This is a genomic window from Roseococcus microcysteis (genome assembly GCF_014764365.1).
Classification (GTDB): Bacteria; Pseudomonadota; Alphaproteobacteria; order Acetobacterales; family Acetobacteraceae; genus Roseococcus; species Roseococcus microcysteis.
Genome location: NZ_CP061718.1, coordinates 628,964 through 646,392, shown reverse-complemented (window position 1 = coordinate 646,392; position 17,429 = coordinate 628,964). Strand labels below are relative to the sequence as shown.

Sequence of the window (17,429 nt, the reverse complement as noted above, 5' to 3'; positions counted from 1 at the left end):
ACTCCGAGATCATTCGCATCCGGCGTGGGAGAAAACAAGGCCGGGTCGGGGGGGCGGGCACGGGCGGTCCTGGGTGTTGCCGCTATGCGGTGAGCCATACAGCGAGGCGCCCGCGGCCCTTGGCCGGATGCGGGCAATGCCGTCGTGTCCCGGCATTGTCCGCGTGACTGGCGTCTCGATCCCGGTCGTGAGAAGCGCCTTACCTCCGGGCGCCGGCCGAGGCCCGCATGGGGCTCTTGGGCATCTCGGCCGATTCCGTCTTGAACGGTGCAATGGCCTCGGGGGAAACCTCCGCCGCATTCATGAAGACCTCGATGCCGCTCGGCGGGGGCGGCAGCATCTGCTCGCCGAAGGTGCATCGCGCGTCAATGAACAGCAGCCGGTCGGGACCCAGCGCATATTCGACGGACGCCTTCGAAGAGGCACGATCCGCCTGCAGGTGGGAACCTTCAACGATATCCAGACGAGCTCGCTCCCGCGCCCAAAGGGCGATGACGGAGGGCAGGGTGCCTTGCTTCTTCAGGAAGGCGACGACGTCACCCGTGCTGGGAAGGTTCACCCTGACCGTCTCGACGCTGCCCAGATTCATGAGGCCCATCAACTCGCCAACCGCATGGGCCGGGTCGCGCACATCTGCCTCGAGCCGGTCGGGACGCTCAACCGGGATGGTCAGCGTGCGATCATAAACCCCAAGCTGCCGGAAGAAGCGCAGGAAGTCGTAGTCCGACTGGGAAAGCCAGCCGCGGCCCTGCATCCATTGCAAAGTCTCAAGCGTCATCGCAAGCGCCCCCTGAGGCAGCTTGGGGGCCGGCCCGGCGGCACCGACGATCCGGCTCGTCGCCTGCACCAGGAGGGCGTCGCTGCCTTCGAGCTTGACGATGAGCCGCTTGCCATCCGCTGGATCCGCAAGGGTGACGGGGAAGGAAAACCCGAACCGACCATCGTCCAGGCCGGCTTCGGCCAGATCGTTACGCTTGATTTCGACCTTGCCCCCGCCGACACACAGCGAGTCCACGAAGGCAAGGACGGTCAATCCCCTCAGGTCAACCGACGGAGAGTAGATCCATCCACCAACAGTGTTGCCCTGAACTTTTTCAATTGCGCCTCTGAGCATGGGACCTCCTATTGCTACTGTAGGTAGCTACAGTATGATGAGTGAAGTCAATAGGGTACGCCATGAAAATCTGTGCATGCGGGATCGTCACACCCGCTCGCGCCAAAGCCGAGTAGGGGCGCGAAGCGTTGCATAACGTAGTCAAAACACTTTTCTGGTCGGGAAAATTACGGTAAACATCATTTGGGATCGTCAAATTTACCGCCTCGGTAGGTCGCCGCGTGGGAGAGCAAATGTTTCGTTCTTTCGATGAAAATTTTCAACTAGGAATTGATTGTGTGGCCGCGCTCGGTGCGTCGAAGCGGGTGGTCTATGGCTGGCACATGACGCCGCGGGGTGTCCCCGTCAGCCTCGGCTTCTCGACGCCCGATGGCCGCGCCTGCCGGATTTGCCACATTTCCCGTCACGCCCGCGCGGACGTGGTTCCGGAGGACCCTGGCGCCGCCACGGTGGGGGGTTTCTCGATCATCGTCGCGCTGCCGCATGCGGCGCGTGGCCTGATCATGACGGTGACCGCGGGCGATGAGGTGGCGTCCGTCAATCTGGACGCGCCGGCCACGACAGATCTCTTCGCCGCGAACGAGGTGCGTGACTGGGGTGTGACCTTCGACCTGCTGAGGGAGTGCATCGGGCAGCCTGAACTTTTGCCGCTGCTGCAATATCAGTATCGCCCTTTTGGGGCCTTCGCCGGATGGATGGCGCATTTGCCCGTAGTCCAGGGGGAGGCCGAGAATTTCGGCATCGTCGCGCAGGTGGCATGCTCCTGCTCCCCGGCGGGCGAGGTCGCCCTGGACCTGCGCTTCATCGGGCGGTCGCGCAGCACCGTCCGCATAGACGCCGTTGCCATCGCGCGCTTGCGCAGCGACGATGGCGGGCCGGACGAGATTTCGCTGATGCCGTTTCACGATGTCCTGACGCGGCATGTCCCTGGGGCCAGCGCCTTCTATGGCAGAATGCAATGGGAGCATGTCGCGAGGCTGCGCGGCGTGGATCTCCTGGTGCAGATCACCTTCGACGATGAACGCGTCTGGCTGCGCTGCCAGCCCCGCGTCGAGTCGGTTCCAGCCTTCCTGGACATGCTCAGTTCCGCCCTGGCCGGCCAGACCGGTCAGACAACCCTCATTGCCGATGTGGCCGAGCGGCGCATCGCCCTCGTCACCGCCCTGATCGAGGCGGAGCAGGAGAGGGCGGCGGGTACGCCCTCCTTCCCGATGCTGGAGTTGCCCGAACTCGCGCTGGTCGGCGTGGAAGACGTGAGCGCATGCCGTCTCCTGCATCTGCTCGCTCCGGAGCTGGAGTCCGGCGCCAGCCGGCTCATGGTGCTGGGAGAGGCCGCGGAGACCGCAGCCCAGATCTTCAACCGGCGTGGCCGCCTGTCCGCCGTCGTGGCACGCGAGGGTGGCGCCATCCTTGCGCGGGTGGCGGAGGTCGGACCGACCAATCTCGTCGCCGTTGATGTGCCCTCCCTGGCCGCCGCCGCCATCGAGGGCGGGGTGTCCGGCCTGTTGCGGCAGGTCCGGGTGGGGGGTCTGGCATACCTTCTGCTGCTGCATTCGCTCGCCGGGCCAACCAGGGCTCTGGGCGAGACCCTCACGCGCTATGGGGCGATGCTGCGCGATCCGAACCTGCCCTGGCTGCCGGTTGCCCATGACTGGCGGACCTCGCTGGCCGCGGAACTGGTGAACGAGCATCTGGAAGTGATCTGGCGGGACGTCCTGGCGGTGTCGTCATCGGGAGTCAGCCCTGAACCTGCCCTGACGGTCCTGGAGATCGAAGCATGAGCGGCGTATCCCTGACGCGGCCCTCGGTCTGCGTCCTTTCCCATGCCCATCCGGATTTCTCGAAGGGCGGTGGCGAGATCGCGGCGTATCGGCACTACCAGACGATGCGAGGGGCGGGCTGGAACACCACCTTCGTGGCCGCCGCCGATCTGCGCCCCGCGGGGACAAAGGCCGGCCTGCCGCCGCTGCCCGTCGTCATGCCCTATGCCGAGGGCGAACACCTCATCACCACCGACCGGATGACCGAGGACCGGCTGTACTGGGAGGATGCGGATCAGAGGCGGGCGCTGGTGCGTTTCCTGGCCGGGCTCCAGGTGGATGTGTACCATTTCCACCATTACTGGCGGCTCGGCATGGACATGATCGCCGATCTTGTGGAGGCGCGGCCAGACGCTCATTTCGTCATGACCCTGCATGAAATGCTGGCGATATGTCTGCACCATGGTCAGATGATCAAGACGCGAGGTCGCGAGTTGTGCAACACGCAGTCGGCGGTGCGCTGTCTCTCCTGCTTTCCGTCGGAGGGCATTGATGCGCTGGTGCTGCGCAAGGCCTACATGCTGAAGGGCCTGCAGTGCATGGACCACCTGATCTACTGCTCCGAATTCCTGCAGGCGCGATACCTGGACTGGGGCTTGCACAATCGCGGCTCGGTGCTGGAAAACTATCTGGGCGACGACATGCTGGCCCTGCCGCGCCCCAAGCCCAGCGGGACGAATTCGCATCGCTTCGCCTTCTTCGGCCAACCCACCGCCTTCAAGGGGCTCGACGTGCTGCTGCGCGCCATGGCCCTGCTGCCGAAGGCCGGCCGCAAGGCCGGTACCAGCCCATTGCTGCTCGTCTTCGGGGCCGAACAGGCCGATGTGCTGCGCCTGTTCCCCAACTTGGCGCCCGTCATCGAAGCGCTCGGCCAATCCGTGATCTTTGCCGGACGTTATGAATCCAGCGACGTGATCCCGTTGATGCGATCGGTCGGGTGGGTCGTCGTGCCCTCCATCTGGTGGGAGAATTCCCCCGTGGTCATCCAGGAGGCGCGCCGCGCCGGTACGCCGCTCATCGTCTCGGACATCGGCGGCATGGCCGAGAAGGTCACGCCCGGACGCGACGGTCTGCATTTCCGCCGCAACTCCGCCACCGACCTGGCCGAGACGTTGGAATACGCGTCCAAATCCACGGTGCGGGCGCAGTTCGCCGCCTCGGTGGAAGATGTCATTGACCGGGACACCTTCCTGGCGGGGCTTGCCGAAGCCTATGCGCCCACGGCCGCCCGCGCGCCTTTCCGCCAGCAACAAGAGGCTGTCAGCTGAGCTTGCGTGAGAGAACCGTGCCCGATAGTTTCAGCTTGCTTGTACAGATGCCGGTGAGGTTGCGGGAAATCTCTCCCGAGCTGGAGCGGAATGGTCAGGCATGACAGTCAAGCAGGGAATTGGCTGACGTTCTTCCCATTCCGCTTCGGTTCATGGAGGACGACCGGCCAGGCTGTAACGGCAGGTCCTTTGGGAAGTCCACTCAAGGACTTCAGTCATTTTTGTATTTTTGATATGTTCTGGTAAAATTCATTCGGAATAGTGGTGTCGCGCATCGCATTTTGAACGCATGGTCGAGGTGGCAAGTTCCGACCGTGCGTCTGAATGACGCCGCACCGCGAAGGGCTTTCCAGGACTCGCCACACATCACATCGCATCCACCGAAGCGGGGCAGCAGTTTCAGAAGCATGCAAGTTCATCTCACGCCGGTGATGGTGCGCTGGGCCTATCGCCTACTGCTTGGCCGCGAACCGGAGAGCCAGGCGACCATCGACAACTGGTGCGGCGTGGGCAGCTTCCACGACCTGCGCGAAGGCATCCTCTCCAGTCCGGAAATGGCGGAACTCTCGATAGCAGGGTTCCCGGAGACGGGGGGGTGGATGGATGATGAGGTGACGGAGGAGGCCGTTTTCACCCTCCTCATGCTACGCGACGGTCAGCCCCCTGGCGCCGGGGTGATGGAAGCCTTTCAAGCGCAGCATGCCAACCTCCTGGACATGCGCCGCGCCCTGCTGCTCAGCCCTTCGATCAATGGGCGAATGCCGCGGGATGCCCATTCCGGCAGCCGGCAACTCGTGCTTCCAGGCGGCCTGGCACGGCTGTGGGGCGACCCCCGTGATCCGGAATTCGTCGGCGCTCCCGGCTTTGCCCCGCGCTATGCGGCGCTGCTGCAGGCCGCCTGGGCTGATGGTGGCGAGGGGCGTGTCATGGTGGAGAGCGAGGCCGGTATCGGCGTGGTGACCCTCGGGCTCGCCATGGGCGCACCACGCCACGCAATGCTGCTCACGCATGAGCCATCGCTCCGCAAGGCCGCGACGCTGGCGGAGAACGTCGCCGGCAACCGCCTCTCAACGGCGCATGTGCGCGATTTCGAGATGGGCGGGATCGCGCCGATGATGGAGCGGGAAGGGCTGGAGCGCCTGGACCTGCTGCGCCTGGCCGAGCCCGGCGCGCTGCGCCTCGCGCTCGAGAACGCGCCTCTGCTGCGGGCGCATGGCACCTTCGTGATCATCGGCTTCGACCTGACGCAGCTTCTGCTCCAGCCAGGGCCAAGCCCACTCAGCCTGCTGGCCGAATGCTGCGCCACCTTCGCCCATGTGGTCGCCTTCGGCGCATCGAACGAACCCATCGCCCTGCTCGACGAGGTGATGATGAAGGTCGCGCTGCGCCGAGCCTTGATGCGGCCCGACCGCCGCGATGAGTTCATCCTCTGCCCGGATCTCGACTGGATCGACCGTTTTCGCCTGTTCTGACGCCCCCCTTGTTCGGGTGCAGCCCGCGGTGAGGTGCGTCCCGGGGGCAGGGGAAGGGGCGCCACGCGGCACAAGGAGCTGGCCTCCTGGCGAAGCGGCAAACCACACCAACGGTGTTGCTCGCTTGGGAGGGGGCGTATCCCGCCGCTGCGCCGATGCGCCTCCAGGGCCGTGCCCTGCGAGCGGACATATCCAGGCTTCGGCGACAGCCCCTGTCCGGCCCGGTTGAGGAGTGCGAAATCTGGCACGGTGAGACCGAAGCGCCCGACAAGCCGGGCGCACCGTCCCACCGACGGGGCCTCACGCCGCGGCGCGCGCCCGGTAGCCATTGGGTTGGGCCGCATGCCAGTCCCAGGCCGTGCGGACGATCTGGTCGAGCTCCGCGAAGCGGGGCGTCCAGCCCGTCTCCGCCCGCAGCCGGGCCGAGGATGCCACCAGCGCGGGCGGGTCACCCGCGCGGCGGGGGCCGTTCTCATGCGGCACGGGCCGGCCGGCCACGCGCTCCACAGCCGCCATGACTTCGCGCACCGAATGCCCGGCGCCATTGCCGATATTGTAGCGCACCGAACCCTGGTCCAGCCGTGGAAGCACCGCGATATGGGCGGCCGCGAGGTCCGCCACATGCACATAGTCGCGCACCGCCGTGCCGTCGGGCGTGTCGTAGTCGGTGCCGAAGACGTGCAGCGGCGGCAGTTCGCCCAGCGTGGCCAGGATGGCGCGCGGGATCAGATGCGTCTCGGGGTCATGGTCCTCGCCCGCGCGGCCGGCCGGGTCCGCACCCGCCGCGTTGAAATAGCGCAGGGCGGCCGAGCGCAGCCCATGCGCGCCTTCCGCCCAGGCCAGCGCCTGCTCCACCATCAGCTTGGAGAGGCCATAGGGGTTGACCGGGGTGGTGGGGGCCTCCTCGGTGATGGGCACCTCGCGCGGCACGCCGAACACCGCCGCCGTCGAGGACAGCACGAACTTGGTGCAGCCCGCCCGCGCCGCCGTTTCGGCCAGGAAGAGGCTATTCGCCACATTCTCGCGGCAGTAGCGCAGCGGCTCCTTCATGCTGTCGCCCACCAGCGAGAGGGCGGCCATGTGGAAGACCGCGTCGAAGGACCAGGCGGCGAAGACCTCCTGCACCCGCGCGCGATCGGACAGGGTGGCCTGCACGAATTCCGCTGACGCCGGCACGGCCGCACGGTGGCCCATGCTGAGATCGTCCAGCACCACCACCTCATGCCCCGCGTCGAGCAGGGCCAGCACGAGATGGCTGCCCACATAGCCCGCGCCGCCGGAAACCAGATATCGCATCGTCAGATCTTTCCTGCCTCAACCGCGCGCCGCTTCCCCATGACCATCATGGCTGGCTTGAAGGCCGCCAAGTCTCATGCCGACAAAACCGATGATGGAAGCGGAACGAAGAATATGAAGGAGCTTCAGCCCCGGCAAGATCATCACCAGATCACACCGGCGATAATGAGGCAGGCCTGATGGTGCGGGACCCGATGACCGGCAATGCCGGATGCCTCGGCGATCCGCGTCATCACGGGCCCTTGGCTCGGCGCTGGGAGCGAGGTCCTGGCGCGGGTGGCGGCCATCAGGTGGCCTTCGCCGGAACAGGCGCGACAGGTCCTGGGTCAGGACCGGAAGGGCCGTGCCACCATCCCCTCATGCGCGAAGCGGTGCATCGTATGGGAGGGGTCAGGGGCCTGCGCGGTGGTGAACCGGGTGGGATTCGAACCCACGGCCATTCGATTAAAAGTCGAATGCTCTACCACTGAGCTACCGGTTCGCACGCGCGCGGGGCGGAGAAACGCCACCGCGCGCGGCAAGTCAACCCGAGAGGGTTCAGGTGGCGTCGGCCAGCACCTGCATGCGGATCAGCCGGTCCGGATTGCGCACCTGGCCCGACTGGCCGGCGCCGCGGGTGATGCGGTCCACATGCTCCATGCCCGCCGTCACCTGGCCCCAGATGGTGTACTGGCCATCGAGGAAGCTGCCCGGCGCGAACATGATGAAGAACTGGCTGTTCGCGCTGTTGGGGTTCTGCGAACGGGCCATGCCGCAGGTGCCGCGCAGGAAGCGCGCGCGGGAGGGGGGCACGAATTCGGCGGGAAGATCGGCGAAGCCGCGGTCGCGGAAGCCGCCGGTGCCGGTGCCGGTGGGGTCGCCGCCCTGGGCCATGAAGCCCTCGATCACGCGGTGGAAGGGCGTGCCGTCATAGAGGCCCTGGCGCGTGAGCGTCTTGATGCGCTCCACATGCAGCGGCGCCAGGTCCGGGCGCAGCTGGATGGTGACGAGGCCATTGTCCTTCAGCGTCATCCGCAGCGTGTTCTCGGGGTCCTGCGCGGGCGTCTGGGCCTCGGCTTCGTTCGTCTCGGTCATGATCGCTCCTGCGGCGAGAAGGGTGGTGGCGGTGAGAAGGGCGCGGCGTTGCATGTCGGGCCTCCTGTTCGGGTTTGGCGCGCGCTTGCCGGTCAGGCCTTGCGCGTGCGGGCGAGGGTGCGTTCGAGCGTCAGCGGGGGGACGAAGCTGTGGATGTCACCGCCCAGCTGCGCGATCTCCTTCACGAAGCGCGAGGAGATGAAGTGGTTCCGCTCGCTGGCCATCAGATAGACCGTCTCGATCTCGGGATCGAGACGGGCATTCATCCCGGCCATCTGGAACTCATAGTCGAAATCGGTGACGGCGCGCAGCCCGCGCACGATCATCTGCGCGCCCACCTCGCGCGCGAAATGCACGAGCAGGCCGGTGAAGGGCACCACCTCGATGTTGCAGCCCGTGCGCGCGGCGATGGCGTCGGTTTCGGCGCGGACCAGCTCCGCGCGCTCCTCCAGGGGGAAGAGGGGGCCCTTGCCGGCGTTCATCGCCACACCCACCACCAGCCGGTCCACCAGCCGCGCGGCGCGGCCGATCACGTCCAGGTGGCCATTGGTGACGGGGTCGAAAGTGCCCGGGTAGAGGGCCGTGCGTTCAACCATCTTCTTGCGTTTCCTCGACTTCTTCCAGGACGGGGAAGCAGCTCGTCACCCGCTCGCCCTCGTCCAGCCTCTGCAGCATGACGCCCTGCGACTGCCTTCCGGTCTTGCGGACCTGTTCCGCCGCGAAGCGGATGGCCTGGCCGCCATCGGTCATCAGCATGATGTGGTCGCCCGGATGGACGACGAAATTGGCCACCACCGCAGAACCGGTGCGGGCCGACAGGGTGAGGTTGGCGATGCCCTGCCCACCACGGCCCGTCACGCGATATTCATAGGCGCTGCTGCGCTTGCCGAAGCCGCGATCGGTGACGGTGAGGAGGAATTGCTCCGCCTGCTCCATCTCGGCCATGCGCTCGGCCGAGAGGGTGATTTCCTCCGACACCTCCGCGTCCTCGATCACGGCGGGCACGGCCTCCATCTCCTCGCCGGCGGCGCGGCGGCGGGCGCGCAGATAGGCTTCGCGCTCGGCGGGGCTCGCCTCCACGTGGCGCAGCACCACCAGCGCGATCACGCCATCCCCAGGGGCGAGGCGGATGCCGCGCACGCCCGTCGAATCGCGGCCGGCGAAGACGCGCAGCGTGTCGGCATCGGCCACGAAGCGGATGGCCTTGCCCTGGCGGGTGGCCAGCAGCACGTCATCGCCCTCCTGGCAGGTGGCGACGCCGATGAGCTTGTCACCCTCATCCAGCTTCATGGCGATGAGGCCGGAGGAACGGATGTTGCGGAAATCCGACAAGCGGTTGCGCCGCACGTCGCCGCCCGCGGTGGCGAAGACCAGGTGCAACGCGTCCCACAGCGTCTCATCCTGCGGCAGCGGCAGGACGGCGGTGATGGTCTCGTTCTCCTGCAATTGCAGCACCTGCCGCAGGGAGCGGCCCTTGCCGCCGGTACCGCCCTCGGGCAGCTGCCAGACCTTCTCGCGGAAGGCGATGCCGCGGCTGGTGAAGAAGATGACCCATTGGTGGGTGTGCGCCACGAAGCTGCGCACCACCACGTCATCGGCGCGGGTGGAGGCCGCACTCCGGCCCCGCCCGCCGCGATGCTGCGCGCGGAACACGTCGAGGGCGGTGCGCTTCACATAGCCGTCGCGTGTCAGCGTCACGACCATGGAGGCGGGGGCGATCAGGCTTTCGTCGTCAATGTCGCCGTCAATGTCCTCGATGCGCGTCATGCGCGGGCTGGCCAGCGTGGCGCGGACGGCGGTGAGTTCCTCGGCCATCACCTCCATGCGGCGGGGGCGGCTGCCCAGGATGTCCAGCAGTTCGACGATGCGGGCGCCCACTTCCTGCAGCTCGCCCTCGATCTTGGCGCGTTCCAGCCCGGTCAGGCGTTGCAGGCGCAGTTCCAGGATGCCGCGCGCCTGGGCTTCCGTCAGGCGCATGGTGCCGGTGTCGGAGAGGATGTTCCCCTCGTCCTGCACCAGGGCCACCAGCGGCGCCACATCGGCCGCCGGCCAGTCGCGCGCCATCAGCGCCACGCGGGCCGCGGCCGCGTCGGGGCTTTCGCGGATGAGGCGGATCACCTCGTCAATGTTCGCCACCGCGATGGCGAGGCCCACCAGATTGTGCGCCCGCTCCCGCGCCTTCATCAGGCGGTGGCGCGAGCGGCGGAGGATCACTTCCTCACGGAAGGCGATGAAGGCCAGCAGCGCCTCGCGGATGCCCATCTGCTGCGGGCGGCCGCCATTCAGCGCCAGGAAATTCACCGGGAAGCTGATCTGCAGCTGCGTCATGCGATACAGCGTGTTGAGCACGATCTCCGCCACCGCGTCGCGCTTCAGCTCGATCACGATGCGCAGCCCCGAACGGTCGCTTTCGTCGCGCAGGTCGCTGATGCCCTCGATCAGCTTGGAGCGCACCAGTTCCGCGATCCGCTCCACCAGGGTGGACTTGTTCACCTGGTAGGGAATCTCGGTGACGATGATGGCCTGGCGGGCGCCCTTCACCTCGATGTCGCAGACCGCGCGCAGCGGGATGGAACCACGCCCCGTCTCGAAGGCGGAGCGGATGCCCGAGCGCCCCAGGATGATGCCGCCCGTGGGGAAGTCCGGCCCCGGGATGATCTCCATGAGTTCCTGCAGCGTGGTCGCGGGCTCCGCGATCAGCTTCAGCGTGGCGTCGATCACCTCGGTCGGGTTGTGGGTCGGGATGTTGGTGGCCATGCCCACCGCGATGCCGCCCGCGCCATTCACCAGCAAATTGGGGAAGGCGGCCGGGAGCACTTTGGGCTCGTTCGCGCTCTCATCGTAGTTGGGCGCGAAATCGACCGTGTCCTCGTCAATCCCTTCCAGCAGCGCGGTGGCGGATTTGGCCAGCCGCACCTCCGTGTAGCGCATGGCCGCCGGCGGGTCGCCGTCCATGGAGCCGAAATTGCCCTGCCCATCCACCAGCGGCACGCGCATGGAGAAGGGCTGCGCCATGCGGACCATGGCGTCATAGATCGCGCTGTCGCCGTGCGGGTGATACTTGCCCATCACGTCGCCCACCACGCGGGCCGATTTGCGGTGCGGCTTGTCGGCCGTGTAGCCGGCCTCGTCCATGGCAAACAGGATGCGCCGGTGCACCGGTTTCAGCCCGTCGCGCACATCGGGCAGCGCGCGGCTGACGATGACGCTCATCGCGTAGTCGAGATAGGACCGCCGCATCTCCTCTTCGAGGGCGATGGGCGCGATGTCCGAAGACGGTTCGTCCGGGGCGGTGTCGCTCAAGTCGCAATCCTCATGGCGCGGGCGCGCGCCTGGTCATTCGGCAAGGGGTAGGGGGAGGGCAGGGGGTCAGAAGGGGATGTCGTCGTCCAGGTCGGCCTTCTTGGGCGCGTCCCAGCCCGAGCGCTGCGCGCCGCCCGTCCGGCCGCCGCCGCCATAGCCGCCAGCGCGCTGGGGGGCAGGGCTGTCGCCACCGCCATAGGAACGCTCCTCGCCCATGTCGCCGCCACCGCCGCCGCCGCGCCCGCCCACAAGGGTGAGCTCACCGCGGAAGTTCCGCAGCACGATCTCGGTGGTGTAGCGCTCCTGGCCCGCCTGGTCCTGCCATTTGCGGGTTTCGAGCTGGCCTTCGATGTAGACCTCGCTGCCCTTCTTCAGGTAGCGCTCGGCGATTTCGCCCAACTTCTCATTGAAGATGGCGACGGAGTGCCACTCTGTGCGCTCCTGCATGTTGCCATCACGGTCCTTGTAGCGCTCGGAGGTGGCGAGGCGCAGGTTCACCACGCGGCCGCCATTCTGGAAGTTCCGCACTTCCGGGTCCTTGCCGAGCCGGCCGAGGATGATCACCTTGTTCACGCCGGCCATGGGGGGAAAGCTCCTTGCAATCGGGTCGGACAACCTACCTTTTCGGCGCCCTCCCGCCAAGCCGAGGGCGTCGCCGCACTGCGTCCATAACTGTCACAACCACCCCCTAGGATGGGCCGATGACCCTTGCCCGCCGGAGTTCGCCCCATGCCGCGTGATGCCGCCCCCGAGACCCCGGCCACGCGCGGGGATGCCCGAAGCGACCTGATCCGCATCCGCGGCGCCCGGCAGCACAATCTGAAGTCGCTGGACATTGACCTGCCGCGCGGAAAGCTGGTGGTGCTGACCGGGCTGTCCGGCTCGGGCAAATCCTCGCTGGCCTTCGACACCATCTATGCCGAGGGGCAGCGGCGCTATGTCGAATCGCTCTCCGCCTATGCGCGGCAATTCCTGCAATTGATGCAGAAGCCCGATGTGGATTCGATCGAGGGCCTGAGCCCCGCCATCTCCATCGAGCAGAAGACCACCAGCCACAACCCGCGCTCCACCGTGGGCACGGTCACGGAAATCCATGACTACATGCGCCTGCTCTGGGCGCGGGTGGGCGTGCCCTACAGCCCGGCCACCGGCCTGCCCATCGAGGCGCAGACCGTCAGCCAGATGGTGGACCGGGTGCTGGCCATGCCGGAGGGGACGCGCCTGCTGATCCTGGCGCCTGTGATTCGCGGCAAGAAGGGCGAGTACCGAAAGGAACTCGCCGAGTACCAGCGCCGCGGCTTCGAGCGGGTGAAGGTCAATGGCGCGTTGCACCTCATCAGCGAAGCACCCAAGCTCGACAAGAAGCTCAAGCACGACATCGAGGTGGTGGTGGACCGCATCGTGGTCCGCGAGGGCATCGCGCAGCGCCTGGCGGACAGCTTCGAGACGGCGCTGGCTCTGGCCGATGGCATCGCCTATGCCGAGAACGCGGACAATGCCGAGCGCACCGTGTTCAGCCAGAAATTCGCCTGCCCTGTCAGCGGCTTCTCCATCGAGGAAATCGAGCCGCGGCTGTTCAGCTTCAACTCGCCCCAGGGCGCCTGCCCGGTCTGCGACGGGCTGGGGACCGAGAGCTTCTTCGACCCGGCCCTGGTCGTGCCCAATGAGGCCGCCAGCCTGCGCGAAGGCGCCATCGCCCCATGGGCCGGCAATGCCTCCAGCCCCTATTACGACCAGACGCTGGCCTCGCTGGCCAAGCACCTCAAGATCAACCTGGACCATGCCTGGGAGGAGCTGCCTCAGGTCGCCCGCCAGGCCATCCTGCACGGCACCGGCCCGGACCCGGTGACGCTCCGCTACAAGGATGGCTTGCGCGCCTATGAGGTGAACAAGCCCTTTGAGGGCGTGATCGCGAACCTCCAGCGCCGCTTCCGCGAGACGGACAACCCCTGGGTGCGCGAGGACCTGGCCCGCTACCAGGCGCAGAAGCCCTGCCATGCCTGCAACGGCCATCGCCTCAAGCCGCAATCGCTCGCGGTGAAGGTGGCCGGCTGCCATATCGGCGAGGCGAGCGCTCTGTCCATCCGCCGCGCGCGGGAATGGTTCGCGGGGGTGAACGAGACCCTCACCCCGCAGCGCCAGGAAATCGCCCGCCGGATTCTCCGCGAGATCGAGGACCGGCTGCAATTCCTGGTGGATGTGGGGCTGGACTACCTGTCGCTCGCGCGGTCCTCGGCCACGCTTTCGGGCGGGGAGAGCCAGCGCATCCGCCTCGCTTCCCAGATCGGCTCGGGGCTGACCGGCGTGCTCTATGTGCTGGACGAACCCTCCATCGGCCTGCACCAGCGGGACAATGAACGCCTGCTGGTGACGCTGCGCCGCCTGCGCGACCTCGGCAATTCCGTGCTGGTGGTGGAACACGACGAGGACGCCATCCGCACCGCCGACCACCTGGTGGATATCGGCCCCGGGGCGGGGGCGGCGGGCGGCACGGTGGTGGCGCAGGGCACGCCGGAGGAGGTGGCGGCCCACCCCACCTCCGTCACCGGCGCCTACCTTTCCGGCCGACGCGAAATTCCGATGCCGCCCGCGCGCCGGCCGATTGATCGCAAGCGCATGCTGCGGGTGGTGGGCGCCACGGGGAACAACCTGAAGAATGTGGATGCGGAATTCCCGCTGGGCACCTTCACCGCCATCGCCGGCGTGTCGGGCGGGGGCAAGTCCACGCTGGTGATCGAGACGCTGTTCAATGGCCTCTCGCGCCGGCTCATGGGGGCCAGCGTGGTGCCCGCGCCGCACCAGCGCATCGAGGGCATCGAGCTGATCGACAAGGTCATCGACATTGACCAGTCGCCCATCGGCCGCACGCCGCGCTCCAACCCCGCGACCTATACGGGCCTCTTCGCGCCCATCCGCGACTGGTTCGCGGAACTGCCGGATTCACGCTCGCGCGGCTACAAGCCCGGCCGCTTCAGCTTCAACGTGAAGGGCGGCCGCTGCGAGGCCTGCCAGGGCGATGGCGTCATCAAGATCGAGATGCACTTTTTGCCGGATGTCTACGTCACCTGCGACACCTGCAAAGGGAAGCGCTACAACCGCGAAACCCTGGAGGTGAAGTTCCGCGGCAAATCCATCGCCGACGTGCTGGACATGACGGTGACGGAGGGCCGCGCCTTCTTCTCGGCCGTGCCCTCCATCCATGAAAAGCTGCGGATGCTGGAGGAGGTGGGGCTCGGCTACATCCATCTCGGCCAGCAGGCGACGACGCTCTCGGGCGGCGAGGCGCAGCGCATCAAGCTCGCCAAGGAACTCAGCCGCCGCGCCACGGGCCGCACCCTCTACATCCTGGACGAGCCCACCACCGGCCTGCATTTCGAGGATGTGCGCAAGCTGCTGGAGGTGCTGCACCAGCTTGTCGCCACCGGGAACACGGTGGTGGTGATCGAGCACAACCTCGAGGTCATCAAGACCGCCGACTGGGTGCTGGATCTCGGGCCCGAGGGCGGCGAGGGCGGTGGGCGTATCGTGGCCCAGGGCACGCCGGAGGACATCGCGGCCAACCCCGAAAGCCACACCGGCCGCTTCCTCCAGCCCATCCTGGCGCGCCACGCGCCGCCGGCGAAGCCCAAGCGCAAGCGGGCAGGCTAGGACGCCCGCGCCGCCGCCTCGCCAGACAGCCAGGCGCCGGCGACGGTGCCGGCGAAACGGCTATGCGTGGCCTCGCCCGCGAAGGTGAGGCGCCCTTCGCCCAGTGGCGCCGCCAGCACGGCGCGCGAGGCATGGTGCCCCGGCCGCGCATGGCTGTAGCTGCCGAGGAACAAAGGGTCATCGCCCCAGCGCGTGACCAGCGCCTCGCCCAGCGCGGCGTCGCTGCCGAACATGGCGGCGAAATCGGCACGGGCGGCGGCCTCGGTGGCGGCCACGCCCTCGCGCAGCAATGCCCAGGCCCGCGCCCCGCCCACGAAGCCGAAGACCAGCGGCGCGTCGAAGGGGCGGAACACCCAGGACATGGGCTGCGGCGCGGCCGCCGTCACGACGCGGCGCGCGGAGTGGAAGGGCGCCACGCCCACATCGCGCCGCAGCCGGAAGGCGAATTTCGTCAGCAGCCCCATGGGCAGGCCCGCGATGGCGTCGCGTGTGGCCGGAGGCAATTCGGGTGTGAAGCGCAGCCCGCCAGCCGCCAGCACGCCGGTCGAGACGGTGACGATGGCGCGCGCGGCCCGCAGCGTGCCGAAATCGCCCTCCGCCACCACGCCCGGCCCTTCCCAGCGCAGGTGGCGCACGGGGTGGTGGAGGCGGATGTCGAGGCCCTCGGCCAGCCGCGCCACGAGCCCGCCCACGCCCTCGCGCGGCAGCAGGTTGGGCCCGTCCAGGTCGGTGCGGACGTAGTCCTCCAGCGAGATGCGCCCCAGCTCGGCCCCGTTGATCTGACTGCCCAGCCAATGCGCGATGGTGGCGTCCCAGCGGCCGCCCCGCGGCGCGGCCTCAGTCACGGGGCGGTCGGGCGTGAGGGGTGCCGCCGCCAGCGCATCCTCGAAGGCCCCATGGGCGCGCCAGTAGTCCTGGAATTCCTCGGCCGTCGCGAATCGGTCGCCCAGATGCAGATGGCGTTCGCGCACCGTGTCGTGGTCAATGTGCTCGGCCACATGCGCCGCCAGCGGGTTTTCATCCGCCTGGTGCAGCCAGGTGGCGCCATGGTCGAAGGGCACCCCAAGCGTCGTGCAGGTCCGCGCCCGCCCGCCCAGATGGCCCGAGGCCTCCAGCACCACGCAGCTTCGCCCCGCCGCGCGCAGCGCGCGCGCCGCCGCGATGCCGGCGCAGCCCGCGCCGATGATGAGCACCTCTGGATCGCTTCCGGACATGCCCGCATCATGCCCCCGATCACGGAGAACGCCCATGCTGCAGCCACCCCCCGCCGAACCCGGCATGCGCGAGGACGAGGTGGACACGCCCGCCTTGCTGCTCGACCTCGACGCCTTCGAGCACAACCTCGACACCATGGCCGCACTGCTGGCGCCCACCAATGTGAAGCTGCGGGCCCACGCCAAGACGCACAAATCGCCCGTGATCGCGCGGATGCAGATGGCGCGCGGGGCCATCGGCCAATGCGTGCAGAAGGTGGCCGAGGCCGAGGCGCTGGTCTGGGGCGGCGTGCCCGATGTGATGGTGACCAACCAGGTGGTGGGCGCGCGCAAGCTGGCGCGGCTCGCGGCGCTGGCGAAGGTGGCGCGCGTCTCCATCTGCGCCGACGACCCTGCCCATGTGGACGCCATCGAGGAAGCGGCCGAGGCCGCCGGCGTGCGTATCCCCGTGCTGGTGGAAATTGACGTGGGTGCGGCGCGCTGCGGCGTGCAGCCTGGCCCGCCCGCTGTGGCCCTGGCCCAGCGCATTGCGGCGTCGAAGCATCTGAGCTTCGGCGGCATCCAGGCCTATCACGGCAGCGCCCAGCACATCCGCACGCCCGAGGGCCGGGCCACCGCCATCCGCGGCGCGGCCGAGGAAGCCCGGCGCACGGTGGAGCAATTGCGCCAGCAGGGCCTCGACTGCCCCGTGGTGGGCGGCGCCGGCACCGGCACCTTCGCGCATGAGCTGGCGAGCGGCGTCTATACCGAACTGCAAGCCGGCTCCTACGCGCTGATGGACGCCGACTACGCCCGCAACGAGGAGGCACCGCCCTTCCAGCACGCGCTCTTCGTGCTGGCGACGGTGATGAGTGCCGCCACGCCGCACATCGCCGTGCTGGACGCCGGCCACAAGGCGATGCCGACCGACAGCGGTTATCCCTTGGTCTGGGGGCGGGAAGGGGTGCGCTATGTCGGCGCGTCCGACGAGCACGGGAAGCTGACGGTGGAGGACCCGTCGCTGCGTCCGCGGCTTGGAGAAAAGCTGCGCCTCGTCCCCGGCCATTGCGACCCCACGGTGGACCGCTACGACTGGTATGTGGGGGTCCGGAAGGGGCGGGTGGAATGCCTCTGGCCCGTCGCGGCGCGGGGGGGATGGCCTAGCGTCCGATCGTCCCGGCGCAGCCGGGGCGTGAATCGGCCGCGGGGAAAGCGTCCGATCGTCCCGGCGCAGCCGGGGC

General features: G+C 68.0%; 12 protein-coding genes, 1 tRNA gene and 1 pseudogene. 6 read left to right on the top strand and 8 right to left on the bottom strand.

Going from position 1 to position 17,429, the window contains the following annotated elements:
- Positions 1 to 199: 199 nt before the first annotated feature.
- On the bottom strand, positions 200 to 1,114 hold the full coding sequence (locus tag ICW72_RS03010) for a hypothetical protein (RefSeq protein ID WP_191084872.1): 915 nt from the start codon (positions 1,112 to 1,114) through the stop codon (positions 200 to 202).
- 278 nt (positions 1,115 to 1,392) lie between these two features.
- Here ICW72_RS03010 and ICW72_RS03005 point away from each other — a divergent pair, with 278 nt between their 5' ends.
- From ICW72_RS03005 to ICW72_RS02995, 3 genes are all read left to right on the top strand, one after another.
- Complete coding sequence (locus ICW72_RS03005) at positions 1,393 to 2,895, top strand: hypothetical protein (RefSeq protein WP_191084871.1); 1,503 nt, start codon at positions 1,393 to 1,395, stop codon at positions 2,893 to 2,895.
- Positions 2,892 to 4,202 (top strand): glycosyltransferase, encoded by a 1,311-nt coding sequence (locus tag ICW72_RS03000; protein WP_191084870.1) that lies wholly within the window; start codon positions 2,892 to 2,894, stop codon positions 4,200 to 4,202. Before ICW72_RS03005 ends, ICW72_RS03000 begins: the two co-directional genes overlap by 4 nt.
- 314 nt (positions 4,203 to 4,516) lie before the next feature.
- Positions 4,517 to 5,674 carry a hypothetical protein gene (locus ICW72_RS02995; RefSeq protein WP_191084869.1) on the top strand — a complete coding sequence of 386 codons (1,158 nt, stop codon included), beginning with the start codon at positions 4,517 to 4,519 and terminating at the stop codon, positions 5,672 to 5,674.
- 300 nt (positions 5,675 to 5,974) lie between these two features.
- Here ICW72_RS02995 and galE read toward each other — a convergent pair whose 3' ends face one another.
- Complete coding sequence (gene galE / locus ICW72_RS02990; protein WP_191084868.1) at positions 5,975 to 6,970, bottom strand: UDP-glucose 4-epimerase GalE; 996 nt, start codon at positions 6,968 to 6,970, stop codon at positions 5,975 to 5,977.
- A 39-nt stretch (positions 6,971 to 7,009) separates the two neighbouring features.
- Between galE and ICW72_RS02985 the strand changes: the two genes are divergently transcribed.
- Entirely contained in the window at positions 7,010 to 7,150 is a 141-nt protein-coding gene (locus ICW72_RS02985; protein WP_191084867.1) for a hypothetical protein, read from the top strand.
- A 226-nt stretch (positions 7,151 to 7,376) separates the two neighbouring features.
- Here ICW72_RS02985 and ICW72_RS02980 read toward each other — a convergent pair.
- From ICW72_RS02980 to ssb, 5 genes are all read right to left on the bottom strand, one after another.
- A tRNA-Lys gene (locus ICW72_RS02980) sits at positions 7,377 to 7,451 on the bottom strand.
- Between the two features lie 56 nt (positions 7,452 to 7,507).
- Entirely contained in the window at positions 7,508 to 8,098 is a 591-nt protein-coding gene (locus tag ICW72_RS02975) for a peptidylprolyl isomerase (RefSeq protein WP_191084866.1), read from the bottom strand.
- A 38-nt stretch (positions 8,099 to 8,136) separates the two neighbouring features.
- Positions 8,137 to 8,640 carry a pantetheine-phosphate adenylyltransferase gene (gene coaD, locus ICW72_RS02970; RefSeq protein ID WP_191084865.1) on the bottom strand — a complete coding sequence of 168 codons (504 nt, stop codon included), beginning with the start codon at positions 8,638 to 8,640 and terminating at the stop codon, positions 8,137 to 8,139.
- The gene (gene gyrA, locus ICW72_RS02965; protein ID WP_223880786.1) at positions 8,633 to 11,347 is read right to left on the bottom strand and encodes a DNA gyrase subunit A; all 2,715 of its coding nucleotides are present in this window, start codon (positions 11,345 to 11,347) and stop codon (positions 8,633 to 8,635) included. Before gyrA ends, coaD begins: the two co-directional genes overlap by 8 nt.
- 66 nt (positions 11,348 to 11,413) lie before the next feature.
- Positions 11,414 to 11,929 (bottom strand): single-stranded DNA-binding protein, encoded by a 516-nt coding sequence (gene ssb, locus ICW72_RS02960; protein ID WP_191084864.1) that lies wholly within the window; start codon positions 11,927 to 11,929, stop codon positions 11,414 to 11,416.
- A gap of 147 nt (positions 11,930 to 12,076) precedes the next feature.
- Between ssb and uvrA the strand changes: the two genes are divergently transcribed.
- The gene (gene uvrA, locus ICW72_RS02955) at positions 12,077 to 14,995 is read left to right on the top strand and encodes an excinuclease ABC subunit UvrA (RefSeq protein ID WP_191084863.1); all 2,919 of its coding nucleotides are present in this window, start codon (positions 12,077 to 12,079) and stop codon (positions 14,993 to 14,995) included.
- Here uvrA and ICW72_RS02950 read toward each other — a convergent pair.
- Positions 14,992 to 16,209 carry a flavin monoamine oxidase family protein gene (locus ICW72_RS02950; RefSeq protein ID WP_191084862.1) on the bottom strand — a complete coding sequence of 406 codons (1,218 nt, stop codon included), beginning with the start codon at positions 16,207 to 16,209 and terminating at the stop codon, positions 14,992 to 14,994. The two genes, uvrA and ICW72_RS02950, sit on opposite strands and share 4 nt — an antisense overlap.
- Here ICW72_RS02950 and ICW72_RS02945 point away from each other — a divergent pair.
- Positions 16,157 to 17,284 (top strand): annotated as a pseudogene (locus tag ICW72_RS02945) (DSD1 family PLP-dependent enzyme); the annotation flags it as partial. The gene ICW72_RS02950 and the pseudogene ICW72_RS02945 sit on opposite strands and share 53 nt — an antisense overlap.
- Positions 17,285 to 17,429: the final 145 nt, after the last annotated feature.

What these genes read in the sequence shown, in the direction of transcription:
- galE (WP_191084868.1), bottom strand. Translation starts at nt 6,970, where the DNA reads ATGCGATATCTGGTTTCCGGCGGCGCGGGCTATGTGGGCAGCCATCTC.
- ICW72_RS02975 (WP_191084866.1), bottom strand. Translation starts at nt 8,098, where the DNA reads ATGCAACGCCGCGCCCTTCTCACCGCCACCACCCTTCTCGCCGCAGGA.
- ICW72_RS03010 (WP_191084872.1), bottom strand. Translation starts at nt 1,114, where the DNA reads ATGCTCAGAGGCGCAATTGAAAAAGTTCAGGGCAACACTGTTGGTGGA.
- uvrA (WP_191084863.1), top strand. Translation starts at nt 12,077, where the DNA reads ATGCCGCGTGATGCCGCCCCCGAGACCCCGGCCACGCGCGGGGATGCC.
- ICW72_RS02985 (WP_191084867.1), top strand. Translation starts at nt 7,010, where the DNA reads ATGACCATCATGGCTGGCTTGAAGGCCGCCAAGTCTCATGCCGACAAA.
- ssb (WP_191084864.1), bottom strand. Translation starts at nt 11,929, where the DNA reads ATGGCCGGCGTGAACAAGGTGATCATCCTCGGCCGGCTCGGCAAGGAC.
- ICW72_RS03000 (WP_191084870.1), top strand. Translation starts at nt 2,892, where the DNA reads ATGAGCGGCGTATCCCTGACGCGGCCCTCGGTCTGCGTCCTTTCCCAT.
- coaD (WP_191084865.1), bottom strand. Translation starts at nt 8,640, where the DNA reads ATGGTTGAACGCACGGCCCTCTACCCGGGCACTTTCGACCCCGTCACC.
- ICW72_RS02950 (WP_191084862.1), bottom strand. Translation starts at nt 16,209, where the DNA reads ATGTCCGGAAGCGATCCAGAGGTGCTCATCATCGGCGCGGGCTGCGCC.